This is a genomic window from Burkholderia sp. HI2500 (assembly GCF_002223055.1).
In the GTDB taxonomy this organism is placed as follows: Bacteria; Pseudomonadota; Gammaproteobacteria; order Burkholderiales; family Burkholderiaceae; genus Burkholderia.
Genome location: NZ_NKFL01000006.1, coordinates 668,078 through 691,406 on the forward strand (window position 1 = coordinate 668,078; position 23,329 = coordinate 691,406).

The 23,329-nt window shown below is 66.0% G+C and carries 27 protein-coding genes and 1 pseudogene; 14 read left to right on the forward strand and 14 right to left on the reverse strand.

The genetic code is table 11. The features are described from left to right. Nucleotides 1-417: 417 nt before the first annotated feature. Complete coding sequence (locus CFB45_RS20735) at nt 418-1,536, forward strand: porin (RefSeq protein WP_089427151.1); 1,119 nt, start codon at nt 418-420, stop codon at nt 1,534-1,536. Nucleotides 1,537-1,712: 176 nt separating this feature from the next. Here CFB45_RS20735 and CFB45_RS20740 read toward each other — a convergent pair whose 3' ends face one another. Beyond that, nucleotides 1,713-2,111, reverse strand: a complete 399-nt coding sequence (locus CFB45_RS20740; protein WP_059239999.1) for a GreA/GreB family elongation factor — start codon at nt 2,109-2,111, stop codon at nt 1,713-1,715. Between the two features lie 513 nt (nt 2,112-2,624). Here CFB45_RS20740 and CFB45_RS20745 point away from each other — a divergent pair. Then, nucleotides 2,625-2,954, forward strand: a complete 330-nt coding sequence (locus tag CFB45_RS20745) for a DUF4148 domain-containing protein (RefSeq protein ID WP_089427152.1) — start codon at nt 2,625-2,627, stop codon at nt 2,952-2,954. Between the two features lie 153 nt (nt 2,955-3,107). Here CFB45_RS20745 and CFB45_RS20750 read toward each other — a convergent pair whose 3' ends face one another. Beyond that, a complete protein-coding gene (locus CFB45_RS20750; RefSeq protein ID WP_069252006.1) occupies nt 3,108-3,569 on the reverse strand; it encodes a CBS domain-containing protein in 462 nt (153 codons plus the stop codon). A 177-nt stretch (nt 3,570-3,746) separates the two neighbouring features. Between CFB45_RS20750 and ribA the strand changes: the two genes are divergently transcribed. Both ribA and CFB45_RS20760 read left to right on the forward strand, forming a co-directional pair. Beyond that, nucleotides 3,747-4,397, forward strand: coding sequence for a GTP cyclohydrolase II (gene ribA / locus CFB45_RS20755; protein ID WP_069260282.1), 651 nt, complete (start codon nt 3,747-3,749; stop codon nt 4,395-4,397). Nucleotides 4,398-4,544: 147 nt separating this feature from the next. Next, nucleotides 4,545-5,111, forward strand: coding sequence for a GNAT family N-acetyltransferase (locus tag CFB45_RS20760; RefSeq protein WP_089427153.1), 567 nt, complete (start codon nt 4,545-4,547; stop codon nt 5,109-5,111). A 21-nt stretch (nt 5,112-5,132) separates the two neighbouring features. Here CFB45_RS20760 and CFB45_RS20765 read toward each other — a convergent pair whose 3' ends face one another. Next, on the reverse strand, nt 5,133-5,519 hold the full coding sequence (locus CFB45_RS20765) for a VOC family protein (protein ID WP_089427154.1): 387 nt from the start codon (nt 5,517-5,519) through the stop codon (nt 5,133-5,135). A gap of 297 nt (nt 5,520-5,816) precedes the next feature. Here CFB45_RS20765 and CFB45_RS20770 point away from each other — a divergent pair, with 297 nt between their 5' ends. Beyond that, complete coding sequence (locus CFB45_RS20770) at nt 5,817-6,107, forward strand: hypothetical protein (protein WP_089427155.1); 291 nt, start codon at nt 5,817-5,819, stop codon at nt 6,105-6,107. Nucleotides 6,108-6,280: 173 nt separating this feature from the next. Here CFB45_RS20770 and CFB45_RS20775 read toward each other — a convergent pair whose 3' ends face one another. The 3 genes from CFB45_RS20775 to CFB45_RS20785 form a co-directional block, all read right to left on the reverse strand. Next, nucleotides 6,281-7,045, reverse strand: coding sequence for a hypothetical protein (locus CFB45_RS20775; protein ID WP_174972310.1), 765 nt, complete (start codon nt 7,043-7,045; stop codon nt 6,281-6,283). 51 nt (nt 7,046-7,096) lie between these two features. Continuing rightward, nucleotides 7,097-7,705, reverse strand: a complete 609-nt coding sequence (locus CFB45_RS20780) for an acyl-homoserine-lactone synthase (RefSeq protein ID WP_089427157.1) — start codon at nt 7,703-7,705, stop codon at nt 7,097-7,099. A 214-nt stretch (nt 7,706-7,919) separates the two neighbouring features. Continuing rightward, nucleotides 7,920-8,363: a DUF4902 domain-containing protein gene (locus tag CFB45_RS20785; protein WP_089427158.1), complete on the reverse strand. Its 444-nt coding sequence runs from the start codon at nt 8,361-8,363 to the stop codon at nt 7,920-7,922. Between the two features lie 72 nt (nt 8,364-8,435). On the opposite strand from CFB45_RS20785, the gene CFB45_RS20790 reads away from it, so the two are divergent. Then, nucleotides 8,436-9,155: an autoinducer binding domain-containing protein gene (locus CFB45_RS20790; RefSeq protein ID WP_089427159.1), complete on the forward strand. Its 720-nt coding sequence runs from the start codon at nt 8,436-8,438 to the stop codon at nt 9,153-9,155. Nucleotides 9,156-9,201: 46 nt separating this feature from the next. On the opposite strand, the gene CFB45_RS20795 is transcribed toward CFB45_RS20790, so the two are convergent. The 6 genes from CFB45_RS20795 to CFB45_RS20825 all read right to left on the reverse strand — a co-directional run bounded on the left by CFB45_RS20795 (nt 9,202) and on the right by CFB45_RS20825 (nt 15,803). Continuing rightward, nucleotides 9,202-9,909: an MgtC/SapB family protein gene (locus CFB45_RS20795; RefSeq protein ID WP_089427160.1), complete on the reverse strand. Its 708-nt coding sequence runs from the start codon at nt 9,907-9,909 to the stop codon at nt 9,202-9,204. 305 nt (nt 9,910-10,214) lie between these two features. Beyond that, nucleotides 10,215-11,759 carry a TolC family protein gene (locus CFB45_RS20805; RefSeq protein ID WP_089427161.1) on the reverse strand — a complete coding sequence of 515 codons (1,545 nt, stop codon included), beginning with the start codon at nt 11,757-11,759 and terminating at the stop codon, nt 10,215-10,217. Continuing rightward, on the reverse strand, nt 11,746-13,875 hold the full coding sequence (locus CFB45_RS20810) for an FUSC family protein (protein ID WP_089427162.1): 2,130 nt from the start codon (nt 13,873-13,875) through the stop codon (nt 11,746-11,748). Before CFB45_RS20810 ends, CFB45_RS20805 begins: the two co-directional genes overlap by 14 nt. Then, nucleotides 13,856-14,905 carry a multidrug transporter subunit MdtN gene (gene mdtN / locus CFB45_RS20815; protein ID WP_089427163.1) on the reverse strand — a complete coding sequence of 350 codons (1,050 nt, stop codon included), beginning with the start codon at nt 14,903-14,905 and terminating at the stop codon, nt 13,856-13,858. The genes CFB45_RS20810 and mdtN overlap by 20 nt, the downstream gene beginning before the upstream one ends. Next, complete coding sequence (locus CFB45_RS20820) at nt 14,902-15,195, reverse strand: hypothetical protein (RefSeq protein ID WP_011354664.1); 294 nt, start codon at nt 15,193-15,195, stop codon at nt 14,902-14,904. The genes mdtN and CFB45_RS20820 overlap by 4 nt, the downstream gene beginning before the upstream one ends. Nucleotides 15,196-15,461: 266 nt before the next feature. After that, nucleotides 15,462-15,803, reverse strand: coding sequence for a hypothetical protein (locus CFB45_RS20825; RefSeq protein ID WP_089427164.1), 342 nt, complete (start codon nt 15,801-15,803; stop codon nt 15,462-15,464). 234 nt (nt 15,804-16,037) lie between these two features. Here CFB45_RS20825 and CFB45_RS20830 point away from each other — a divergent pair, with 234 nt between their 5' ends. Continuing rightward, a complete protein-coding gene (locus tag CFB45_RS20830) occupies nt 16,038-17,186 on the forward strand; it encodes a metallophosphoesterase (protein WP_089427165.1) in 1,149 nt (382 codons plus the stop codon). Between the two features lie 71 nt (nt 17,187-17,257). Here the strand turns inward: CFB45_RS20830 and CFB45_RS20835 are convergent. Further along, nucleotides 17,258-17,449: pseudogene (locus tag CFB45_RS20835) on the reverse strand (malonic semialdehyde reductase); the annotation flags it as partial. Between the two features lie 98 nt (nt 17,450-17,547). On the opposite strand from CFB45_RS20835, the gene CFB45_RS20840 reads away from it, so the two are divergent. The 5 genes from CFB45_RS20840 to CFB45_RS20860 all read left to right on the forward strand — a co-directional run bounded on the left by CFB45_RS20840 (nt 17,548) and on the right by CFB45_RS20860 (nt 21,056). After that, nucleotides 17,548-18,153 (forward strand): alpha-ketoglutarate-dependent dioxygenase AlkB family protein, encoded by a 606-nt coding sequence (locus CFB45_RS20840; RefSeq protein WP_179255085.1) that lies wholly within the window; start codon nt 17,548-17,550, stop codon nt 18,151-18,153. A gap of 340 nt (nt 18,154-18,493) precedes the next feature. Further along, nucleotides 18,494-18,700 (forward strand): hypothetical protein, encoded by a 207-nt coding sequence (locus CFB45_RS20845; RefSeq protein WP_089429068.1) that lies wholly within the window; start codon nt 18,494-18,496, stop codon nt 18,698-18,700. Between the two features lie 189 nt (nt 18,701-18,889). Continuing rightward, a complete protein-coding gene (locus tag CFB45_RS39825) occupies nt 18,890-19,342 on the forward strand; it encodes a type II secretion system protein (RefSeq protein ID WP_373558418.1) in 453 nt (150 codons plus the stop codon). Nucleotides 19,343-19,348: 6 nt separating this feature from the next. After that, entirely contained in the window at nt 19,349-19,885 is a 537-nt protein-coding gene (gene tecA, locus CFB45_RS20855) for a type 6 secretion system effector deamidase TecA (RefSeq protein WP_226202780.1), read from the forward strand. A 277-nt stretch (nt 19,886-20,162) separates the two neighbouring features. Further along, nucleotides 20,163-21,056 (forward strand): IclR family transcriptional regulator, encoded by an 894-nt coding sequence (locus CFB45_RS20860; protein WP_089427167.1) that lies wholly within the window; start codon nt 20,163-20,165, stop codon nt 21,054-21,056. Between the two features lie 104 nt (nt 21,057-21,160). On the opposite strand, the gene CFB45_RS20865 is transcribed toward CFB45_RS20860, so the two are convergent. Beyond that, nucleotides 21,161-22,240, reverse strand: a complete 1,080-nt coding sequence (locus tag CFB45_RS20865; RefSeq protein WP_089427168.1) for a porin — start codon at nt 22,238-22,240, stop codon at nt 21,161-21,163. A gap of 444 nt (nt 22,241-22,684) precedes the next feature. Between CFB45_RS20865 and CFB45_RS20870 the strand changes: the two genes are divergently transcribed. Beyond that, nucleotides 22,685-23,002, forward strand: a complete 318-nt coding sequence (locus CFB45_RS20870) for a non-heme iron oxygenase ferredoxin subunit (RefSeq protein WP_011354710.1) — start codon at nt 22,685-22,687, stop codon at nt 23,000-23,002. Between the two features lies 1 nt (nt 23,003). Next, nucleotides 23,004-23,315, forward strand: coding sequence for a recombinase-like helix-turn-helix domain-containing protein (locus CFB45_RS20875; protein WP_089427169.1), 312 nt, complete (start codon nt 23,004-23,006; stop codon nt 23,313-23,315). Nucleotides 23,316-23,329: the final 14 nt, after the last annotated feature.

Sequence of the window (23,329 nt, forward strand, 5' to 3'; positions counted from 1 at the left end):
ACTGGCCGACGGATGCGTTTTAGGTGTCCGAGGCCAGAAATTCGAGATCAAGTTGGGTAAAATTTGCCGATTTCGGGGTGTCGCGCCGAATCCGTTTGTTGTTTCTATGCAACCGTCAAGACGATGACATGTAAGAATGGTGCGATGAAAGGCTCCAAAAAGCCCCCGTCAAGAAGTCAAAAACAAACGTCAAAACAAATACTTATAACTCGTCCCTACTTTCATTATTTCTAGTTCTGGAAAAGCTTATTTCTTTATTTGCGGATCGCTCCCCTAGGGTACACCCCTAAACTCACGGTTCCCAAACGGGCAACTATCCGGGCGCGGCCAGCAGGATCGATGGCGCTCCCGGGCGGTTGCAGACCGTTTATGAACAAGGTCGCGAGACCTGCCTCTTTTTAGAAGGGAGCTCCACGAATGAACAAGACTCTGATCGTTGCAGCAGCTGCAGCATCGTTTGCTACCGTCGCTCACGCACAAAGCAGCGTCACGCTGTACGGCGTGCTGGACGCAGGCATCACCTACACGAGCAACGTCCAGCCGGCACTCGGCCAAGCTGGCAAGTCGCGTTGGGCGATGGGTTCGGGCATTGACCAGAGCCGTTTCGGCCTGCGTGGCTCGGAAGACCTGGGTGGCGGCCTGAAGGCAATCTTCACGTTGGAAAGCGGCTTCAACATCGGTAACGGCAAGTTCGCGAACAGCAACGGCATGTTCAACCGCCAAGCTTTCGTCGGCCTGTCGAGCCAGTACGGCACGGTCACGCTGGGTAAGCAGTATGACGCAACGCAAGACTACCTGGCGCCGCTGACGGCAACGGGCTCGTGGGGCGGCACGTACTTCGCGCACCCGCTGAACCTCGACCGTCTGAGCACGAACGGTGATGTCGCTCAGAACAACACGATCAAGTTCACGAGCGCTAACTACGCTGGCCTGCAATTCGGCGGCACGTACTCGTTCTCGAACAACACGAACTTCGGTAACAACCGTGCGTACAGCGCAGGCGTTGCATACCAGTTCCAAGGCCTGAAGCTGGCGGGTGCATACTCGCAAGCGAACCTGGGTGACGGTACGAACGCAAACGGCGCAACGTCGTCGGCAATCGGTGGCATCGCTAGCCAAGGCCGCGTCCGCACGTACGGTGCTGCTGCTGGCTACGCATTCGGCCCGGCACAAGTCGGCGCTGCATGGACGCAAGCTCGCCTCGACAACAACGCAGTCGGTCTGGGCACGCTGCGCACCGACAACTACGAAGTCAACGCAAAGTACAACCTGACGCCGGCTCTCGGCCTGGGCGCTGCTTACACGTACACGAACGCGAAGATCAACAACGGCAGCACGCACTGGAACCAGTTCGGCCTGCAAGCTGACTACGCTCTGTCGAAGCGCACGGACGTGTACGCACAAGCTGTGTACCAGCGTGCAGCGAAGAACGGCATCGGCGCGTCGATCTACAACGGCAGCAACTTCAGCGACAACCTGCCGAGCTCGTCGATCAACCAAACCGCAGCAACGGTTGGTCTGCGTCACCGCTTCTAAGCGTGACGGCGGGGTAACCCGCTACGCAGCATCGAAAAAGGCGCCTTCGGGCGCCTTTTTTTTCGTCTGCGGAATGTGATGTCGACGATTCGCGTCGTCCGGATGCAAAAAAGCGAGGCCTGTGCCTCGCTTTTTTCGTTGCGCGCCACTACGGCGCAGTGCCGACGGCAGGGTGCTCAGCGCGTGTATTCGCCGTTAGCTTCCGGCTGGAACACGATCGCGGCGACCTTCATCTGCTTTTCGGCGCCGCTCGGCTGCGTCACCTTGACCATCTGGCCGCGCTGGGTGCCCAGCAATGCCATGCCGACGGGTGAGAAGACGTTCAGGCGGCCGAGCTCGAGATTGGCGGCGTCCGGATAAACAATCGTCCAGGTGGCCTGTTCCTGGGTCGCCTCGTCGAGCAGCGTGATCTGCGAGTTCATCGTGACGACGTTCGCCTTGATGGCGTCGGGCTGGACGATGTCGGCGCGCTCAAGAAGCGTATCGAGCATCGTCTGAAAGCGCGGGTTGTGTTCGGCGTGCTTCTCGAGGCGAGCAACGTCGAGTTCGGTCAACTGGTAAAGGCGTTGTTTCATGGCAGTTCTCCAAATGATCGGCAAGGGCAGGCGTGGCGTGCCTATGGGGATCGCCCGGAGCCTGTCTGACCTGGCTCCGGGAGGAGACCGAGCCGTCAGATCAGGCGCCGGGCAGGGGCGAGCGGCGCCTGGGCCGTGCGTCGAGCGAGGGGATGCGCCGGATAACCGGCGCGCGCGCGCACGCCGGCCGGGCCGGACGGCGAAACCGAAAGGGGCGTGAGCGCGTACATAGTGGATGGAAGATCGACTGACGAATATAACCTTACGATTCTACAACACAACCTTCGGGATATGTGATTCGGCTGTCGGGATTTTGTCAGCGATTGTTGTGCGAGTGAAGCAAGTTGCTGCGATATCGTCCGTGATGTGCCCGCGATTTTTGTCAAAATCGCAACGCTGTATGTTCAAACTAAGGGTTTCCCCTTGGGTTGGCGAGAACTACACTGCATTCAATCGCTTCAGACAGTCCCTGCCGAGGCGACGCCAAAAGAGAACATATACCGGAGGTAAATCATGAAGTCGGTCATCTACGCAGCTATCGCCGCATCCGTCCTTGCCACCCCGATCGCATCGTTTGCACAGTCCGAGCAGGGGCTGACGCGCGACCAGGTCAAGGCCGAGCTCGTGCAACTCGAACAGAACGGCTACAAGCCGCTGGCGAGCGATTCGCAGTATCCGGACAACATCCAGGCCGCGGAACAACGCATTCAACCGAACCAGCCGATGCTCGCGCAAGCCGATACGAGCGGCTACGGTGCCGTGGCGACCAGTGCGGGCCAAGCCGGCCGTCGCATGACGCGCGAAGCACCGAATCCCGTGAACTCGGTCTATTTCGGCAACTGAACGTCCCCGGGTCTGCCCGAGCGCACCGCTTAATCGACGAGACGCGCACCCGTTGTGCGCGTCATTCGCCCGCAGGAGCAGAACCTCCGTCGCCGCATTCCGGCGGCTTTCCGCCCAGACGCTCGCGCGTTTGGGCCTTTTTTGCTGGGCGGGTCAGGCGGACGTGACCGCGGGCGTGCCGTGGATATAGTGTTCGAGCTGGCTGATCGTGAACTGCTGATCGGCAATCACGCTCTTGACGAGGTCGCCGATCGAGATGAGGCCGACCAGCTTGCCGCCGTCGAGGACGGGCAGGTGGCGCATCCGGTGCTCGGTCATCAGCGCCATGCACTCGTCGGTGGATTGCGACGGTTCGACGTAGCGTACCTTCGCCGTCATGATTTCCTCGACGCGGGTGGCTTTCGACGAGCGGTCCTGCAGGACCACCTTGCGCGCGTAGTCGCGCTCGGTGACGATGCCCGCGATGTCGTCGCCGTCCACGACCAGTAGCGCGCCGATGCCTTTTTCGGCCATCAGCTTGATGGCGTCGTAGACGAGGTCGCTCTTCGTGACGGTGTAGATGGTGCGGCCCGAATCCGGCTTGGCCTTGAGAAGTTGCGCGACAGTCGTACTCATTCGCTTTCTCCGTGTGCAGGTCGATGCTGGGCAGGCAGGGTGTGATGCTTGTCACCCGATGAGCCCAGTATAGCCGCGCAGGTGGCGGCAGTCGCGTGACGATTCCAGATTAGCGGTAAACTCCGGTCACGCACTATCCACACAACTCCTACATTCCTGAACGTTTCGATTGAATTCATGATGTCTTCGCGTCCCCAATCGCCCACGCCGGGCAATGGCCAGGCCGACGAGTGCGTGACGCTCGTCGCTACCGCGTCGCTGCCCACGCGTTACGGTACGTTCACGTCGTACGCTTTCCGCGTATCGGGCAGCGATGCCGAACATCTCGCGCTCGTGATGGGCGACGTCGCCGGCGAGCAGTCCGTGCTGACGCGCCTTCATTCCGAGTGCCTGACCGGCGATGTATTCGGCTCGTACCGCTGCGACTGCGGCGAGCAGCTCGATCTCGCATTGCGTTACATCGCGGCGGAAGACCGCGGCGTGCTGCTGTATCTGCGCGGCCACGAAGGGCGCGGGATCGGCCTGAGCAACAAGATCCGCGCTTACGCGCTGCAGGAGCAGGGGCGCGACACCGTCGAGGCGAACCTCGACCTCGGCCTGCCTGACGACGCCCGCGAATACGACTCGGCCGCCGCGATTCTCCGGATCCTCGGCGTGACGTCGGTGCGGTTGATGAGCAACAACCCGGCGAAGTTCGATACGCTCGCGAAGCACGGTATTCCGGTTTGCGAACGCGTGGCGCTTGCGGTGCCCGTGCGCGAGGAAAACGAGCGTTATATCCGTACGAAGCAGACGAAGTTTGGGCACTACTTCGAAGAAAACGAGTAACCGCCGCGGGCGCACCGGCGCCCGTTTCTCGTCATCTGTTCCCTGGATCGTCGCCGGCAAAGGCGACGATTTTCATTTCCCTCCATCCGTTCCGCTTTCAGGTTTGTGACGGCGCTCGCGTTATGCCGCCTGAACGATCCATCTCCCATGTCAACACCGTCGAAGATCGAAACCGAGCGCTTGACGCTGCGTCGCTGGCGGCCGACGGATGCGGGCGCGCTGTCGGCGATGCATCAGGATCCGGACGTGACCGCGTGGCTCGCGCGCGGCCCGATGTCCGTTGACGAGGCGAGCGACGTCATCGCGCGCTTCGACGCGCATTTCGAGGCATACGGTTTCGGCCCGTGGGCCATCGAGCGCCGTGCCGACGCGATGCTGATCGGGGTGTGCGGCCTGTCGCACGAAGCGCGTGCAACGCATCCGATGGCGCCGTGCGTCGAGATCATGTGGCGGCAGGCGCGTCACGCCTGGGGGCATGGCTACGTTGTCGAAGCGGCAGCCGCCGCATTGGCCGACGGGTTCGACCGGATCGGGCTCGGCGAGATCTTCGCGTGGACGGCCAACACCAACCTGCGATCACGGCACGTGATGCAGCGGCTCGGCATGCAGCATCGGCCCGCGCGTGATTTCGACCATCCTGCGTTGCCGGACGGGCACGCGCTGCGTCGGCACGTCGTGTATGCCGCTCGCGCCGCCGGCCTGGCCGGCGCGTAACGGTTCACGCGTGTTCGCCTGTCAGCGCCATGTGCCGTTCTGCAGCACGATCCGGTAGCCGTCGGCATCCTCGAAGGTCTGGCCGGATATTTCCCAGTACGGATTGAACGACGTCACCGGCATGAAGCCATGTTCCGTCGCGCGCGCGCATGCCGCCTCCCATTCCGGCCGATCGGGCAGGTAGAACACGATCAGGTCTTCGGGCGTCGGTGACGGCGCGATCGGATGGTCGGGGCAATGCGTGAATTCGAAGTGATAGTCGAGGCCGTCGCGCCCGAGCATCACGCCGGAAAACCCGTCGTGATCTTCAAAGCGCGCGAGAACGGACAACTCGAGGGCGTCGCGATACATGCGCTCGGTGCGGGCGAGGTTGCTGACCGGGCGGGCAATGCGCAGATGGGCGTGCAAGATGGCCTCGGGGGCGAGTGGCGGGCCGGTCAATGATAAGCCGGCCCATCCGGATTGCGTGTGACGAACGGAGCGCGCTTCGGCGCAGGCCCATCGTATCGAACGATATGGGCTCCTTGCGGCCAAACGAATCGAACCGCCGAACCTCGTCTCGTGAAAGAAAAAACATGACGCTTCCGATCAAATGCGCGCACCCCTTTGCAGCCGGTGCTTGTCAGGACAACCTTCGACGTCCTGTTTTCGGGTCAGTCTGTCGATCGATGAGCCGACGTGCCGATCCCGGGCGAGTGCGCGTAAATGAGTAAGCCCGATCTCCGTCGGCCGGTTACCGGCCTTTATCGCCAGTCGCGATGGGCGGGCGCGTTGGAGGTTGCCTTTGGATGGGTGGCCAAGGGAACGATGGTGCTGGTCGGACTCGGCATGGTCGCGCTGGCGGCCCTGACGGGCGACGTGAGTGCGCTGGTGGATCTGCCAACGACCAAAAAGGGCTGGTTCTACCTGCTGCTGGTCGTGATCGGGGTGGTGGCGCTGATATTTGCGGTGCACCACTACTGGCCGTGGCCGTCTGGTGTGCGCCCGGCAGGTTAGGTGGGGCGGAAGGAGATCTGTCCCCGTAATTCGCGCAGGCAAGAAAAAGCCCGCTACATTGAGCGGGCTGAATCCATGTTTGGAGACATGGAGGAGACAGACGTAAATTTAAGGGAAAACCCGAGGCATGGCAAGCCCTAGTTGTATCGATACAACTTCTTGTTGCATCGCACTTACATGCCGCCTGCCCGGGCGTGCGCCGCAAACGCGCTGAAACGCTCCTGCGCGACCGGTAACGCGTACTTGTCGCGCATCTCCGTCTCGATCCATGCGCAGGCCTCGCGCGCGCAGTCGGTCAGCGCATGCCGCGTCGCATGGCCATCGATGTCGTAGACGAAGCGCACGCCGACCTCGTCGTCGGCCACCTGCCGCTCGAGCTGGTTGAGCTGCAGTTGCGGCCCATGCTGTTGCGACAGCGCACGGAGTTCGTCGAAGTGATATTCGAGCCAGTCGGCAAAGAACAGCGCGTCGCTGTGGCACGGCAGCCGGAAGGCCGCGCTGCGCGACGGGCGCGGCGCGGCTTCGCCGGCCGACGCGTGCGGGTCGCCGTCAGTGGCGATGGACGCGTCGACGGGCGCAAGCGGCTGCTGAATCTGGCGGTAGGGCTCGCGATCACGCAACGCGTGCCACAGCAATTCGTCGCCGGCGGCGCCGGATGGCTGCATCGTCAGGTCATGCCGGCCTTCGCCGGCCGGCGCGATGTCGCGGATCACGAGGCGCAGCGAGCAGAGCGGCTCGTCCGCGACCAGCAGCGTCGCCGCGCGCGGCAACCCGCAGACGAGCGGCGCGGCGCCGGCAGCACGGAACACGAGCCCGCGGCGGTCGAGCCGCACGAGCGGCAGCGGCCGGGGAAACGACGGGTAGGCGACCGCGATGCGGGCGCCGTTGGCGCTCGTCAACCCGGGCATCATCGCGCGAAAGACCTGAGACTGGTCCACGTTGATTCTCCTTCGTTACGATACCGCCCGGACAGAAACGCGCGTTCCGGTTCAGGCGGCGATGGCTTGCCGGGCGGATTGCCCCGGCTCGATTCCTAGTGCGGCAAACGTTTGCGGATCGATGTCGATCCAACACGCGACCACCAGACGTCCGTCAACCTGCTTCGGCGGGCCTGCGCGGTGCGCGTGTATGCCGATCCGGCGGAACAGCCGTTCCATGCTCGCGAACGTCACGCCGATCAACTGCCGCGCGCCAAGCTGCGCCGCGCATTCGACGACGGCTGCGAGCATCGGGCGCACGGCCCATTCGGCATTGCCCGGCCCGCCTTCGTCGTCGGTTGCCGCAAACCGGGACAACTCCCAGACGGCGGCCGATTGCGGCAGCGGCATGTCTTCGGCGATCAGGTCGGCGAACAGCGACTTCAGCAGATACGGGCGCGTCGTCGGCAGCAGGCGCGCACATCCGCACATGTCGCCGCCGGCGTTCCGCGCGAACACGTACACGGTATCGTCGCGATCGAACTGGTCGCGCTCGAAGCTTTCGTTCGCCGACGGGAGTGCCCAGCCGAGCTGCTCGACGAACACACGGCGCCGGTAGCGCCCTAGATCCGCCGCAAGTTCGTGTGGCAACCGCCCTTCCTCGTGAACGAAGGTCCGCATGGTGTCCTCGGATCTGTGCTTTTGTATGCATGCATTACATCGCGCAGCACGAGGGGGCTGTAACTGGTAACTCTTACAGGATCGCGTCGGAAAGACGCTGTTTAGGACGTGGTAACGGTTTCTTGATCAACGGGATTGAAAACCGTGGCGCTTTTGCTTATAAAGAGCGCCAGCATGGCGGAAATTGTCAGAGGAATAGAGGCGCAGCCAGTTGTCACTGGAGCGTCGGACCGGCATGATAGGCGTCGTTGTGCCCGAGCAGGGCCGACGCGACCGCGGCGGGCCAGTCGATGCATGCGAGCCGTGCGGCGAGCGCGGCGGCCGTGCGGACCATGCCGATGTCGGCGCCCGTGGCGTCGGTGACCATCACGTTGCTGCGGACGTCGCCGCCTGCGATCACGAACGCGCCCGTCGCGCGTTCGAGGTACCAGTCCCAGCCGATCGTCACGTAAGCGACGCCGGCACTGGCCGGGCGATGCCATTCGGTGTAGCCGGCGAGGCGTGCGTCGATGGTGCTGTCGCGCAATTCCTCGAGCAGCGATGCGTCGAGGCCGCTTGCGACATGGTCGAGCGCAAGCACGGCCAGTGCGCTTTCTGACAGGCGTACGTAGCCGTCCGGGGACGGGCCGGGGACCGAGTGCAGCAAAGGTGAAGTCATGCGCGGAATGTATCAGCCTCGAACGGGTCTGGAACCTGACAAGTATGACAGCGTGACGTTGTCGGAGAATGAATGGAACTGCGCTGGCAGGATGCCTATCAACAATTCAGCGCCGCGGAAGACGAGCAGCAGCTCTTCCAGCGGATCGCCGCCTATTCCAAGCGGCTGGGGTTCGAATACTGCTGTTACGGCATTCGCGTCCCGCTGCCCGTTTCGAAGCCCGCGGTCGCGATCTTCGATACCTATCCGAACGGCTGGATGGCGCACTACCAGGCGCAGAACTACATCGAGATCGACTCGACGGTTCGCGACGGCGCGCTCAGCACCAACATGATCGTCTGGCCGGATGTCGACCGGATCGAACCATGTCCGCTGTGGCAGGACGCACGTGATTTCGGGTTGTCGGTGGGTGTCGCGCAGTCGAGCTGGGCTCCCCGCGGTGCGTTCGGCCTGCTGAGCATCGCCCGCCATGCCGACCGGCTGACGCCGGCCGAGATCAACATGCTGACGTTGCAGACCAACTGGCTCGCGAACCTGTCGCATTCGCTGATGAGCCGCTTCATGGTGCCGAAGCTGGCGCCTGCGGCGGCCGTCACGCTGACCGCGCGCGAGCGCGAGGTGCTGTGCTGGACGGCCGAGGGCAAGACCGCGTGCGAAATCGGCCAGATCCTCAGCATCTCGGAGCGGACGGTCAACTTCCACGTCAACAACATCCTCGAGAAGCTGGGCGCGACGAACAAGGTCCAGGCGGTCGTCAAGGCCATCTCGGCCGGGCTGATCGAGACGCCCTGACAGGGCGTGAAGGCGGCAGCGCAATATGCAGCTGCCGCCGGGCCGCTCACTCCATCATCGGCTCCGCTTCCTTCGCGGTCCAGCTCACGCTGGAAATGCTCTTCTCCATGCTCATCCGGCTCGCGATCTGCTCGAGCTTCTGCTGATCCTTCGGATGCAGCTTCAGTGTCGCAGTCACCTTCAGCCGGTCCGGCTGGTCGGGCACGTCCTCGCTCGTGAGGCTCTGGAACGACAGCGGCTTCGCATACATCGAGTTCGACAGCAGCGTGCGGATGTGCACTTCATCGGAGGCCAGGCAGATCACGGTGATCTGGTATTCGCGCACGAGATCGGCGTTCGATACCGGCGTCGCGTTGATCGCCTGGCTGACGCTGCGCAACAGCGTATTGGTGACCAGCACGACGCCGGTGCCGGCGAGCGCCGGCACGTAATGACCGGAGCCGGACAGCACGCCGACGGCCGCCGAGCACCACAGCGTCGCGGCGGTGTTGATGCCCTGGATCGAGCCCTTGTCGCGCATGATCACGCCGCCGCCGAGGAAGCCGACGCCCGACACGACGTAGGCGGCGATCTGCGTGACGCCCGCGACGCCGTTGCCGGTCAGCACGCCGAGCGTGACGAACAGGCACGCGCCGCTCGCGACGAGCGTGATCGTGCGCAGGCCGGCCGTGCGCTGGCGCATCTGGCGCTCGAGGCCGATGGCGACGCCGCAGGCGAACGCGGTGAAAAGACGAAGTGCGAAATCGAAAGTCATGGTTGTCCTGCCGTGCAAGAAGCGCGTGCCGTTTCGCGTCGCTGCGGCGCAAGGCCGAAGGCGGCACGAAGATAGCCGTCATCGCGCGGTACTGTACCGCGCGAATGCGTCATTCAGTGTGAAACGGGAGGCGTGCGGCTCGCGGAACGCGAGCCGGGCAGGAGAACTGCGTCGGACAGGCGTTCAGGCGGCAAGCGGCGCACGCAACGGAGTGCTGCAACTGTCCACGATGGTTCCTGAAGGAAGAATGGGCGGCATTCTAGTGGGCGGCGAGCGCAGGCGTCAACCGCCTCGCGGCGGCCGCGCTACTGCGCCGAGCCGATCGTTCCCGTCGCAAGCGCGAGCGCGGCGGCGGCCGACAGTGCACCGGCATAGCTGTCGACCTCCGCGTTGCGGGCGGCGAGCAACTGGCTTTGCGCAATCGTCGCATCGGTGACCGAACCGACGCCGTTCCGGTACGCGGTCAGCGCCGCGTCGTAACTCGTCTGCGCGGCGTCGACGAGCGCCTTCGCGGCGTTGTGCGACGCCAGGCTCGTCTGTACCGCATTCTGCGCGGCGACCACCTGGCGGACCGCTTCCTCCTTGGTCCGCGTGAGGCGCGCGGAGGCGCTTTCCGCGTCGTTGCGCGCCTGCATCAGCACCGCCGAGCGCAGCCCGCCGTCGTACAGCGGAATCGTCACGCCGAGGAACACGCCGCCGCCGTAGCGGCTGCCGTTCAGGTTGACGGTCGGCGCCTGGTCGCCGATCGCGGGCAGCGCGGAGATGGACGTGCCGCCGCTCGCGTACGACGTCGACGCGGACAGGAAGATCTTCGGCATGAACGCGGCTTCCGCGGCCTTGATCTTCGCGCGATTGGCCTTTTCGAGCGCGAACGCGCCCTGCAGGTCGGGGCGGCGCGCGATCGCATCCGACACGATCGCGTCGACCGACGAGCCGAGCGAGGGCGGCAGCGGCCGCTTCGGCAGCGCGGCGACGGTTGGCTTCGACAGCGGCGAGATGCCGAGCGCGGAGACGAGGGCGAGGTAGCCGTCGCTCTCCGTGCCGTTGGCCTGCACGAGCGCGAGGTTGGCCTGTGCGCGGTTCTGCGTCGCCTGTGCGAGTTCGACGACCGTGCCGACGCCGTGCTTGAGCCGCGCGCGGGAGGCCGCGAGGATCGCGTCCGCGTTCGCGAGGCCCTGCTGGGCGCTGAGCGCGCGCGAGCGTGCGGCTTCGTAGCGGTAGTACGCGACGGTCACGTCGTGGATCACCTGCTGGTGAACGGCCGTGAACGCGACGTTCGACGCGATCGACGCCTGTTCGGCCGCTTCGACGCGTGCCGCGCGGCCGCCGAAATCGAACAGCAGCCATTGCAGCGACAGCGCCGAGATGGTGCCGTGCACGGTGGAGTTGCTCGACGAGTCGCCGAGGAACGACGACGTCGACCCGTGGTTTGCCTGGTACCCGCCCATGGCCGTCGCGGACAGCTTCGGCAGGTAGGCGGTCTTGGCCAGGCCGACCGCGAGCGCGGCGTTGCGCGCGTCGTTCCATGCGATACGGGTCAACGGGTTCGCCGATTCGGCGAGATCGATCAGCTCGGGCAGCGTGTACGCGTGCGCGGCATCGAGCGCGGCCGGCGGCGAGACCGACGCGAGCGCCGGCGACGCGGGCAGCGTGTAGTCGTGCGAACCTGGCGCGGACGTGCGCGGCGGGCCCGGCACGATGTCGCCTGCGGCGGACGTTTGCGGCTGCCACGGGCGGTCGGACGCCTCCGGCGCCAGATCGATCGACGACGTCGCGCAGCCGGCCAGCGCGACGGCGGTCGCGAGGGCGGCGGCGGCGATCGAGGCGGCCGGCGGTTCAGGTAGGCGCATGGGGGGCAGACTCCTTCGGTGTGGCTTGACGGGCGGCATCGGCGATGTGCGCGAGCCGCGCGTCGATCAGGTTCAGCAGCGCGTCGCGTGCGGGGTCGGTGGGGGCTGCGCGCGGAGGCATGGCCGGCGGCGTGGAGGGTTCTTGATCGGGCGCGGCGGCGTCGTCGCGCGGTTCGGTCACGCGGGCGAGCTGCGCGCCGATCGCCGCGTCGCCGGGCTTGCGTTCGGCGAGCAGGAACAGCGGCCCTTCGAGCGCACCGAGCTCCGCGAGCGCGCGGCGTCGCGTGGCGAGCCACGACGCGGCCGGCCGTACCCACGACGGTTCGTAGTGGACCAGCCCGAGCTCCTGCGTGATCGCGCCGTGGCGGGCGAACGCCTCGGCCGCGAGCGCGCGCCGCTCGGCCGGCTGCGCGACCTGCACGAGGCGCCGCCACTGTTCGATCAGCGCGGTGAGCCCGGCGTCGATCTGCTTGCCGATGCTGACAGGCCAGATGCGCGTGAACACGAGATACACGACGACGTTGCCGAGCAGGATGCCGATCGTGCGATCGCGCGCGATCGTCAGGTCGAAGCCGGGGCCGGCGCCCTGGATCACGCACAGGAAAAACGCGAACGCGATCTGGAAGCCGGCATACGCGATGCGCGGCGAGCCGAACGCGACCCACGCGGCGAGCCACCCGCCGGCGAACACCAGCGCCATCAGGTGGCCGACCGACGATAGCGACGGCACGACGAAGACGAGTGCCGCCGTGCCGAGCAGCGCGCCGACGATGCAGCCGAAGATCCGCAGCGTGAGCTTCTCGACCGTTTCGGCCGTCGAGCCGAGCGACACGATGTAGCAGGTGACGACGCAGGTATGGATACCCGACCAGTCGAGCTGTGAATACAGCAGGTAGCAGAAGATCGCCGCGGCGGTCGTCTTCAGCGCGTAGCGGATGTGGTCGGGATTGGTGCGCGCGTCGGGCAGGAAGAAGCCGCCGCGCGGGGCGGCTGCGGGGGCGTCGGGCGCAGTCGCCGAAGCCGTCGAAGCCGTCGAAGCCGTCGAAGCCGTCGAAGCCGTCGAAGCCGTCGAAGCCGTCGAAGCCGTCGAAGCCGTCGAAGCCGTCGAAGCCGTCGAAGCCGTCGAAGCGACATCGGTCGTTGCGGCCGGTTCCGCGAAATGCGTGATCGCCGCATGGAGATCCGTCGCAGCAACACGTGCGAGCGGCGGCAGCGTGCCGGTCGGCGGTAGCGCGAGCGTCACGTCGACCGGGTAGCCGCCCTGGTCGAGGATGTCGGCCATCTCGTCGAGCGTCGCGGCGATCGGGGTGGCGTATGCGTCGGGCAGCCGTGCATCCGGTTCGCGATCGGCCAGCGCGACGCCGACGAGCAGCGCGGTGCTCGATGTCACGGCCTGCCGCAACGCCGCGAAGTCGGCGGCGGACGACGAGCCTTCGAGTTTCGACAGCTTGAGCCACGTGAGCAGCTGCTTGTCGCCTTCGTGCAGGCTGGCATTGAATGCGTCGCGCGCGGCATCGTCACCGCGCAGCCGCTGCGCGGCGAGCCGCAAGCGCTTCGCGAGTTGCGCATGCGCGAGCTTGCGCGGCGACGGCGCGATCAGCAGGTTGACGACGATCGCGACTCCCACCGGGATCGCGATCGTCAGCCAGATGTACAGCAGCGCGCGCGTTGCAGCTTCACCGAACGGCGCAAGGCCGAGCTGGTCGAGCCCGAAGCCGACGATCATCGCGAGGATCGCGCCAACCGGGCGCAGCTTGCTGGCCGACGTCAGATAGAGGAGGCCGACCGACAGCACGGCCATGCACGCGACCCGCAGGATCGAATAGTCGATGCTGAAGATCGCGATGCCGAGCACGAGCCCGATCACGATCGTGACGATCACCAGCAGCGCGGCCGCGAGCACGACGCTCGTCACGCGGTCGGCTCGGATCATGAAGAACACGACGTACGCGGACAGCGCGGCTTCGGGCGTGCCGTAGGCGGCCGTCACGAGCGCGGTCAGCGCGCAGATCAGCGCAACCCGCACGGCAATCGACGTGCGCCCCGGAAACGGCGCGAGCAGTCGCAGGACTTCGCGCGGGCCCGGCGAGCGAACCTCAGCGGCAGGCAGTGCCATGCCGGACCTCGACGATCGCGCTGGCGCCGACGCGCACGAGCTTGCCGTCGGGTTCGTCGAGCTTCACGCGCACGGGGAAGCGCTGCGCGACGTGCACCCAGTTCACCGAGTTCTGCACGATCGGCAGCGTGCGCGGCAGGTTGATGCGGGCGCTGTCGGCAATGCCTGCGCCGACGCCGACGACCTTGCCGGTCAGCGGGCGGCTGCGGTCGATCATCGAATAGACGGTTGCGCAGTCGCCGACCTCGATGCGGCTCAGCGACGTCTCGCGGAAGTTGCCGACGGCGAACCATTCGCTCGCGTCGATCAGCGTGAAGATCGACTGGTTCGGCGCAAGGGTTTCGCCGGCGAGCACGCTCAGGCCCGTGACGAGACCATCGTGCGGCGCGCGCACGACGGTGTCTTCGAGCGCATGCTGCGCGCGGGCCAGCGCGGCCTCGCGCGCATGCAGCGTCGCGATCGCGTCGGCGTCGTCGCCGATCGTCTGTGACGACGCGCGCTGCTGTTCCTGCGCCTGCGCGAGCGACACGGCCGCGTCGCGCTGGCGGACCTTCGCCTGGTCGAACTGCTGCGCGCTGACGTAGCCCTGTGCGGCGAGCGGCGCGAGCCGGTTCACGTCGCGCGTGGCAAGGTCGTTGTTCTGGGTCGCGCGCTTGACCTGCTCGGCGGCCACGGCCGCGTTCGAGCGTTCGCCGATCAGCGAGCGGCGGCGCGTGTCGAGCGATGCGCGCGCGAGTTCGAGGTCGGCCTGCGCCTGCGCAACCGTCAGCCGGTACGGCACGGGATCGATGACGTACAGCAGGTCGCCTTTCGCGACGCGCTGGTTTTCATGTACCGCGAGTTGCACGATGCGGCCGCCGACCGGCGACGCGACGTGCACGACGTCCGCGTCGATCGATGCGTCGTCGGTGGACGGGTAGGCCGTCGTGCGGTAGTACGCGTACACGAGTGCCGCGATGCCGAGCGCGACGATCGCCAGGGCGATCACGCGGCCTTTGACGGAGGGGCGAGCGATGCCGGCGGCCTTCATGCGAACGGCCCCGTGCCGGTGAGCCACACGATCACCGCGACCACGAGCCCGATCGCGGTGCAGACGGCCAGCTGGTAGGGCACCGTCGCGGCCCAGCCGGTCGCGACGAATACGCGGTGCGCGACGATCGCGCCGATGACGCCGACGATCGCGCTGACGAGCCAAAGCGGGAAATACGCGCCGAACAGGACGTACGACGGTGCGCCGCGCGATGCGCAGCCCGCGAGCGGCAGGGCTGGCGCCAGGACGGCGGCGACGCGCAAGGGCGCGCGCGGCGTTGTTTTTCTCATGGTGTGACGAGCTCGACGTTGGGGGTGGATGCCGGGCGCGGCGCAATGCGAATCGCCGCCGCGACGACGATTCCGGGATACGGAGCCGATAATAAATCAGCGCGATGCGGACCGCCAGCCACCCGCCCCCGTGCACCGTGGGGGGTATTACCGGTCGGGGGGGCGTGTCCGCCCGTTCGGCACCGCGTTTCTGCAATGATGGTCGGACCGTCGCGATTCTGCCAGCGCACGCTCGCGTAGGGTTGCTAACGGACTGTAAAGGATCGTCAGACGAACGAAGGGCGGCCGATTTGTCCTGTCGACAGCGCGGAATCGGGGCGGAAACGGCCGATTGCCGTTCGAACGCTGGGGAATGTGGTCGATTCGGCGGATCGGGGGGCGATGTTGACGAGTGGGTCGACCGGATTGCGGGTAAAGCGCGGCGGCGTGTCGCGATCGGTGACGCAGATCTGCGGCAGGCGTTCGGCCTGAGCGGTCTGCTCGTTTGCTCGCCCGCGAGAGCGACGACGCGCAGTGCCTTCGGGCAAGACGCGGAAGTTCGCATCGATCATCCGGCCGCCGTTCTCGAAGTGGCTGACCGGGATGGTCAAGCGCAGCGTGCGCTGCATGTCGGTAACGACGGGCTTCGGGAAAGCGTCAACGTCGCTCGCGTCGGGCGGGCCGATGAAGTCGCGGTCGAGCGGTGCGCCGGGCGGCGTCGAAGCCCGGCCGGCGACCGGTCGTCACAGCCGCGATCTGTGTACCATCGTACGTATGGCGCGACGCGCGGCACGGAGCCTCACGGCCTCGTGCAACACGCAACGCGGAAGCGGTATCGGTATCGCAACGAAGGTGAGTGTTCCATGCGAAGTTTCTTTGTCCGGTTCATTGCAATCGGCATGCTGTTCCATCTCTACGTCGGGATTCGGATCATTCCCGATGCATTCACGTCGCCGGTCGCGCGCACGATCGCGGCGCTCGTGCTGGCGAGCTTCGTCGTGCTGATCCCGGTCGGCATGTTCTCGCGCCGCTTCGACGAAGGTTGGGCCGCGACGCTGGCCGGCTGGGCCGGCTCGCTCGTGATGGGCTTCTTCTCGTCGCTGCTCCTGCTGACGTTCCTTCGCGAATTCGTGTTGCTCGGCGTGTCCGGATGGCGTCATCTCGGGCACGACGGTGCGTGGCCCGGCGCGGCGACCGACACGGCGATCGGCGTGCTGGCCGGTGCGGTGTTCGTCACCGTGATCGGGTTCGTCGGTGCGCGCCGCACGGCGGCGGTCAAGCGCGTATCGATCCCGGTCGCGGGGCTGCCGGCCGGGCTCGACGGGCTGACGATCGTGCAGCTGTCCGATATTCACGTCGGGCCGACGATCAAGCGGCCCTACGTCGAACGGATCGTGCGCGCGGTCAACGCGCTCGATGCCGACCTCGTCGTCGTGACGGGCGACGTGGTCGACGGCTCGGTCAAGCGCCTGCGCGACCACACGGCGCCGCTCGGCCGCATGCAGTCGCGGCACGGCAGCTTCCTGGTGACGGGCAACCACGAGTATTACGCGGGCGCGCATGCGTGGATCGACGAGTTCCGCCGCATCGGGATCACGGTGCTGCTCAACGAGCACGTGCTGATTGAACATGACGGTGCGCACGCAGTGCTCGCGGGCGTCACCGATTTCACGGCGGGCGGGTTCGATCCCGCTCATCGCAGCGACCCCGTGCAGGCGCTGGCGGGGGCGCCGCGCGACGTCGGCACGAAGATCCTGCTCGCGCACCAGCCGCGCAGCGCGGAAGCGGCGAACCGGGCCGGCTTTACCGTGCAGTTGTCGGGGCATACGCACGGCGGCCAGTTTCTGCCATGGCCACCGTTCGTGCGGCTGCAGCAGCCGGTGATCGGCGGGCTGAGCCGCTTCGGCGATCTGTGGCTCTATACGAGCCGCGGCACCGGATACTGGGGGCCGCCGAATCGTTTCGGCGTGCCGTCCGAGATCACGCTGATCCGGCTGACGCGCGGCGGGTAGGGCACGTTTCCTCGTTTGGAAAAGGCCGGCGCCGGCCCGTCACCAGCGGCACCAGCCCTGGCTAGCGGCTTTCACTCGATGCGGGCAATGTCGTCGAAATCGAAGCGCGGGCTGCGCGGGAACAAGCCGGCCGGATCGCCATAGCCGAGATTCACTAGGAAGTTGCGTTTGATCGCGGTGCCCGCGAAGCACGCGGCATCGACTTTCGCGCCGTCGAAGCCGGAGATCGGGCCTGCGTCGACGCCGAGTGCGCGCGCGGCCACCTTGTATCCGCGAATGACAGCGCATGGCAGTGTGCGACGCCGTTGGCTAGTATGCAGGCATGCACCGTTCGCTCCGTTCTTCGACCGTTTCTTCCGACATGTCGACACCCGATTTCTTCGCTGACACGCCCGCACCCGACGTGGACTGGTACCCGGACTGGCTGGCGCCGTCCGATGCCGATCGCGCGCTGGCCGTGTTGATCAACGAGGTCGCGTGGCAGCAGGACACGATCCGCACGCCGCGCGGGCGCATTCCGTTGCCGCGGCTGACCGCATGGCAGGGCGAGCCGGACGCCGTCTACGTGTATTCGGGGATCCGCAACGTGCCGGCGCCGTGGACGCCGGCCGTGCTCGACCTGAAGCGCGCGGTCGAGGCGACGTGCGGCGCGCGCTTCAACAGCGTGCTGCTCAATCGCTACCGCAACGGGCAGGACAGCCTCGGCTGGCATGCGGACAACGAGCCCGAGCTGGGCGATGCGCCGGTGATCGCATCGGTGAGCCTCGGGGCGATGCGCGTGTTCGACCTTCGCCATCGCAAGACCGGTGTCACTCATGCGTATCGCCTCGGGCATGGCAGCCTGCTCGTGATGCGAGGCCGCACACAGGCCGAATGGCAGCATCGCGTGCCGAAGGCGCCGGGCGTGCAGGGCGAGCGCGTGAACCTGACGTTTCGGCGCGTGATGCCGACGGGTACGGGCAGGTAACCCCGCCCATCACCGACGTGACTGGATCGCCGGGCAATGCGCGCCCCGTTTTTGCGATTCATGGGCGATCGATACAGGCAAGCGGTCGCGTGTGCGGCACGTTGCCGCACGACTGCTGAACCATGCGCGCTGAAACGCCGCTGAGGCCCGTGCCATATGGGGTTTCAGGAAATTTGATCGACCGCCCGGTTCCGATAGATGAGTGAAACCTCTGATGGTGCGTCGCAACAATCCTTGACTAGACTGTCGAATGGCAAAAGCGCGTCGCATCCCGGCGCGATCCTTTCGACATGCCCCGAGCGCTGCCGATGCGGTGCGCAAGGGGGCAGGAGCAAACCGCGTGACCGTATTCGACCCTTCCTTCGAACCCTCGCTGCACGTCTTCGAACAAGACGGCGGATGGCAATGGGCGCTGACGGTGAAGCGGGCGACCGGCGTTGGCGTGAAAGTCGTTGCGTTCAGCCGGGACGGCTTTCGCGGCGAAGCCGAGGCCTACGCCGCCGGCCAGCTTGCCCGCGCCGCGTATGACGCCGCCGTGACGGCCTGACGCCGTCGCGTCGATCCCGCCGCCCGAGGATCGTCTTCATCGCTTGCCGCCCGCCGCCGGGTGGCTTTTCCCGATCGTTTTCAGTTTTCCGTCGCCTGTCGCGCTCTGCGCGACAGCGCGTGCGGCGCGCTTGCGCGCCTGTCCGCCCGAGCTCGCCGCGCCAAATGGTCCGTACCATTCGACACGTGTGTGCCATACGCCGCGCTTAACGTCCCTGCACAGGGTCCGTCGCGCCGGCGATGCGCCTTCGCGCTGCGATTGGAGTGCCGGACGCCGGACGCCGACCCATCGACAAGAACGCAGGCCTGCGATGACAGAACCGACTACAACCGCCATGCGCGCGGCGGCTCGCGCACGGCGCGGGCGCCGGAACGGGGATTCACGCTGATCGAGGTGCTGATCGCGCTGGCGATCGTCGCCGTGGCGCTGGGCGCCGTGATGTGCGCGATTGGCGCCGGACGTGCACGCGCTGTCGGATCTCGGGTGCGATCGTCGGCGAGCCGCCGCCGCCCGATATGCTGCAGCCGTTGCGCGTGCGCCTGCGGCTCGCGCCGAATCCTGATGCGGCCGCCGCGTGCCGGCGTCGGCGGCGCGCATGCCGTGACGCACGGGGCCGTGCCCGGAAGTGGCGCGATATCGTAATAACATATGACGTTATTGCGTTGGCGGGACGATGACGTCCTGCTTCTTCACCAGGAGCCACCCATGCAACTCTCCCAGCTAGGCGGGCATGTCGCCCAGTCCGGTTTCGCCGAACGGCAGAAGCACGCCCAGGCGCTGATGTTCGGCATGGCCGACATCAACGAGTATGTTTCCGGCGGCGTCTGCTACGACGCCGCGGCTTATGTCCGGTACCTGCTGCGCAGCGATGCGATGATCGCACCCGGCGCGCTGCTCGACACGATCGGCCAGCACTGGCGAACCCGTTTCAACTTCGAGACCGGCGGTGAATGGGACGGGCGCGCGAGCATTCCGGCGGGAACCGCGGTCGGCTTCTCGCGCGGCGGCACGGTCTTTCATGCGGCGATTGCCGTCGGCGGCAGCCGGATCCGGGCGATCAACGGGGGCCGCCTGGGCAGCGGATGGATGTATGCGGTCGACTTGGCGCGCGTGCTCGAGCCGGATGCGGCCGGCGGCTTCACGTACGATCGCGCGAACATCCGGGTTCACCTGTCGCGCCTGTAGGCCGCCCGGCCTTGCCTGCCGCGCCGGCCGCCATGCGTTGGCCGGCCGCCGCGCACGCGGCTGCCTTCCCGCGCTGCCGGCCATTCCGTCATGGCGTCGCGCTGTCCATCGCTGCTATCCTCTCGACCGTGATTGACTCTCCACGGCGTCACGATCCGCATGCTGCGGTGCGGCGATGCACGCGGTGTGAACCCCGTGCGCGCTGAGGTAGCATGACTGAATATCCACGACGATCCGTGACCTGTTACGTGACTGATTTCCTACCGTCCATGTCCACATGGTCAAGACAACCATGAGCGACGCACCTGAAACCGCGACGCCCGGCGACGACGAAGCGTCCGGCGGCGCGTCGTCCTATCTGGTGCCGGGGCTCGAACGCGGGCTGCGGATCCTCGCCGAATTCTCCGCGCGCGAGCCGGTGCTCGGCGCGCCCGAGTTGTCGAAGCGCATCGGCATTCCGCGCACGACCACGTTCCGCCTGCTGCAGACGCTCGAAGCGCTCGGTTTCCTCGAGCGCGTGAACGGCGACCGCTATTTCCGGCTCGGCGTCGGCGTGCTGCGGCTCGGCTTCGAATACCTGAATTCGCTCGAACTGACCGATCTCGGCGCGCCTGTGCTCGAACGGCTGCGCGACGCGACCAGCCTGTCGACGCATCTGCTGATCCGCGACCAGCGCGACGTCGTGTTCGTCGCGAAGGCGCAGAGCAACACGTCGATGTTCGGTTCGGTGAAGGTGCACGTCGGCACGCGCCTGCCCGCGCATGCGACCGTGCACGGCCACGTGCTGATGGGCGACCTGACGCGCGACGCACTTCGCCAGCTTTATCCGGAAAAGCGGCTCGAGCAGTTCACCGAGCGCACGCCGGGCACCGTCGACGAACTTTACGAACGCGTGCGCCATTACGCGCGGCTCGGCTACGCGGTGAGCGAGGCGGCGTTCGAGAGCGGCATTTCGGCCGTGACCGCGCCCGTACGCGACCATTCGGGCTCGATCGTCGCGGCGATCACCGCGACCGTGCCGCGCTCGGAGATCGGCGAGGCCCGCGAGAAGGAACGGCTCGTCGAAGCCGTGTGCGGCGCGGCGGTCGACCTGTCACAGCGGCTGAACTATCGTCCGCTCGAAAGCGATCCGACCTTCGCGCACGCGCGCCACAAGGTCGCGATGTTCTGAGTGTTCCGATGCGCGGCCGGCGGTCGTGCAAATGCAATACGCGAATGACAAAAGCGGCCTGCGGGCCGCTTTTGTCGTTTCAGGCGACGCACGCCCGACATCGTTCAGAACGAGTGGTGGATCCCGGTGAGCACGATCACCTGGTTCGCCGTGCTCGATACACCCGCCGTGAAGAACGCGGCCTTTGCACCGCCCGAACCGTGCTCGTACAACACGTTCGCGTAAAGCTGCGTGCGCTTCGACAGCGCATAGATGTCGCCGAGCTCGACCTGCGTCCAGCGGCGGCCGGCCAGCGTCGTAGTCGCCGCGCCGCCCGCGATCGTGTTGAACGCGCTGCTGCGGTAGTTCACCCCCGCGTCGTAGCTCTGGAACGTGTCCGAAAAGCCGTTCGACTGCATCTTCGTGCGCGTGTACAGGCCGTGCACGAGGAAGTCGCCGAACTGGTAGGACGCGCCCGCGCCGATGTTCTCGACCTTGCTCGCGGTGTAGCCGTTCGCGGTGTTCTGCCCCTGGAACGACGTGATGCCGGTCGTGCTGATCAGGATCGCGCGGTCGTGCTCGTTCGAGTATACGGCCGACGCCTTGAACGGCCCGTTCGCATAGTTCAGCGCGACGCCGACCGACTTGCCGGTCGAGAAGTTCGTCGTGTTGCCGAGCGCCATCGTCGCCGCGGCCGAGAAGCCCGCGAAAGTCGGTGAGCGGTACTTGACCGAGTTGTTGTACGGCACGTTGCCGGTCGCGGCGAGCCCGTCGATGTTGCCGGGGTGGAACGCGTACCAGCTCATCGCGAGGTAGGCCGTGCTGAGCGGATCGAGATAGTCGAACGACAGCGGCGTCTGGCGGCCGAGCGTCAGCGTGCCGTAGCGCTCCGAGCCGAGGCCGACGAAGGCCGCGCGGTTCCAGATCGTGTTCGCGGTCGCGAACTGGCCGTTGTTCGTATAGAAGCCGTTTTCGAGCTGGAAGATCGCCGACAGGCCGTCGCCGAGGTCTTCCTTGCCCTTCAGGCCCCATCGGTCGGGCTGCGTATTGCCCTGGATCATCGCCCATTTCGCATGGCCGCCGACGTTGTTCACGTACGCGACGCCCGCATCCATGCTGCCGTACAGCGTCACGCTGCTCTGCGCCCACGCGCCCGACACGGCGCCCACTCCGATCACTGCTGCTGCTACCGCATGCTTGACCATTTGATCTCCTGAATCTCCAACCTGATGAATACGTGCCGTGGCGGCATGCGCGGGAACGGCCGGCCGTCGCGCGTGTTCGCCATCGGGTGGGCATTCGTATGTTCCATATAAGGAACAGTGTGCCTCTGATGGAATGGAGTATAGGGGTGTCTCGCACCGTATCAAAAATAATTTTTTCGGGACGGATGGGTTTCGGACCGCTGCTCGGCGTCGGGCAGCGAAGCCCGCGTAAACCCGGTAACTCCCCGTCGTATAACAAAAAATTTCATTTGATGAGATAGACGAACGTGATTGCCGACCCGGCGGTCAGTGTTTTCCCTAGGGCGTGCAGCTTTTTGTTTTACTCGTGGAAAGTCGCTCCTATAATCACCATCCATAAACTGCTGTTCCGGATATGGAACAAATCGGAACAAACCGAGAGTCGATCAGAAGGAAGGGTGTGAGATGTCTGAACAATGGGTTTGCGCCGGGCACGCCGGCGCGCTGTCGGAAGACACGCCGATCGAGTTCAAGCGGACCGACGGCGTCGAAATCGGGATCTACCGCGTCGGCGACGACGTGTATGCGCTCGAGAACGTGTGCCCGCATGCGTACGCGCTGCTGACGCAGGGGTTCGTCGACGAAGGCACGGTCGAATGCCCGCTGCACGAGGCCGTGTTCGACATCAAGACGGGCGAATGCCTGAAGGGTCCGGGCGGACGCGCACTGAAGCAGTACGCGGTGCGGCTCGCCGGCGAGGAAATCCAGATAAAGGTGGAGTGACATGAAAGAAGCGACCGTGAATTTCAATCCCTTCCTGAAGCCGTGGGTGGCGCCGCAGCCGAACAACGTCGCGGGCAAGGGGCAGATCGAGATCCCCGGCCAGGTCGAGAACCAGGTCTGGCAGAACCGCAAGGCCGCACCGACCCAGTACGAAAACGACCTCGGCGATGCGCTCGAACGCGTGTTCGAAGCCGGCGCGATCGAGCTGGACGAGGTCGTCGCGGGCCTGAACCGCATCGGCTTCCGCGCGCCGGACGGCACGGTCTGGACACCTGAGCGCTTCCGCGCCGAAATGGCCTCGCTCGCGGAATGACCGCGTAAGCGCCG

What these genes read in the sequence shown, in the direction of transcription:
- CFB45_RS20735 (WP_089427151.1), top strand. Translation starts at nt 418, where the DNA reads ATGAACAAGACTCTGATCGTTGCAGCAGCTGCAGCATCGTTTGCTACC.
- CFB45_RS20740 (WP_059239999.1), bottom strand. Translation starts at nt 2,111, where the DNA reads ATGAAACAACGCCTTTACCAGTTGACCGAACTCGACGTTGCTCGCCTC.
- CFB45_RS20745 (WP_089427152.1), top strand. Translation starts at nt 2,625, where the DNA reads ATGAAGTCGGTCATCTACGCAGCTATCGCCGCATCCGTCCTTGCCACC.
- CFB45_RS20750 (WP_069252006.1), bottom strand. Translation starts at nt 3,569, where the DNA reads ATGAGTACGACTGTCGCGCAACTTCTCAAGGCCAAGCCGGATTCGGGC.
- ribA (WP_069260282.1), top strand. Translation starts at nt 3,747, where the DNA reads ATGATGTCTTCGCGTCCCCAATCGCCCACGCCGGGCAATGGCCAGGCC.
- CFB45_RS20760 (WP_089427153.1), top strand. Translation starts at nt 4,545, where the DNA reads ATGTCAACACCGTCGAAGATCGAAACCGAGCGCTTGACGCTGCGTCGC.
- CFB45_RS20770 (WP_089427155.1), top strand. Translation starts at nt 5,817, where the DNA reads ATGAGTAAGCCCGATCTCCGTCGGCCGGTTACCGGCCTTTATCGCCAG.
- CFB45_RS20780 (WP_089427157.1), bottom strand. Translation starts at nt 7,705, where the DNA reads ATGCGGACCTTCGTTCACGAGGAAGGGCGGTTGCCACACGAACTTGCG.
- CFB45_RS20785 (WP_089427158.1), bottom strand. Translation starts at nt 8,363, where the DNA reads ATGACTTCACCTTTGCTGCACTCGGTCCCCGGCCCGTCCCCGGACGGC.
- CFB45_RS20790 (WP_089427159.1), top strand. Translation starts at nt 8,436, where the DNA reads ATGGAACTGCGCTGGCAGGATGCCTATCAACAATTCAGCGCCGCGGAA.
- CFB45_RS20795 (WP_089427160.1), bottom strand. Translation starts at nt 9,909, where the DNA reads ATGACTTTCGATTTCGCACTTCGTCTTTTCACCGCGTTCGCCTGCGGC.
- CFB45_RS20805 (WP_089427161.1), bottom strand. Translation starts at nt 11,759, where the DNA reads ATGCGCCTACCTGAACCGCCGGCCGCCTCGATCGCCGCCGCCGCCCTC.
- CFB45_RS20810 (WP_089427162.1), bottom strand. Translation starts at nt 13,875, where the DNA reads ATGGCACTGCCTGCCGCTGAGGTTCGCTCGCCGGGCCCGCGCGAAGTC.
- mdtN (WP_089427163.1), bottom strand. Translation starts at nt 14,905, where the DNA reads ATGAAGGCCGCCGGCATCGCTCGCCCCTCCGTCAAAGGCCGCGTGATC.
- CFB45_RS20820 (WP_011354664.1), bottom strand. Translation starts at nt 15,195, where the DNA reads ATGAGAAAAACAACGCCGCGCGCGCCCTTGCGCGTCGCCGCCGTCCTG.
- CFB45_RS20825 (WP_089427164.1), bottom strand. Translation starts at nt 15,803, where the DNA reads ATGCAGCGCACGCTGCGCTTGACCATCCCGGTCAGCCACTTCGAGAAC.
- CFB45_RS20830 (WP_089427165.1), top strand. Translation starts at nt 16,038, where the DNA reads ATGCGAAGTTTCTTTGTCCGGTTCATTGCAATCGGCATGCTGTTCCAT.
- CFB45_RS20840 (WP_179255085.1), top strand. Translation starts at nt 17,548, where the DNA reads ATGTCGACACCCGATTTCTTCGCTGACACGCCCGCACCCGACGTGGAC.
- tecA (WP_226202780.1), top strand. Translation starts at nt 19,349, where the DNA reads ATGACGTTATTGCGTTGGCGGGACGATGACGTCCTGCTTCTTCACCAG.
- CFB45_RS20860 (WP_089427167.1), top strand. Translation starts at nt 20,163, where the DNA reads ATGGTCAAGACAACCATGAGCGACGCACCTGAAACCGCGACGCCCGGC.
- CFB45_RS20865 (WP_089427168.1), bottom strand. Translation starts at nt 22,240, where the DNA reads ATGGTCAAGCATGCGGTAGCAGCAGCAGTGATCGGAGTGGGCGCCGTG.
- CFB45_RS20870 (WP_011354710.1), top strand. Translation starts at nt 22,685, where the DNA reads ATGTCTGAACAATGGGTTTGCGCCGGGCACGCCGGCGCGCTGTCGGAA.
- CFB45_RS20875 (WP_089427169.1), top strand. Translation starts at nt 23,004, where the DNA reads ATGAAAGAAGCGACCGTGAATTTCAATCCCTTCCTGAAGCCGTGGGTG.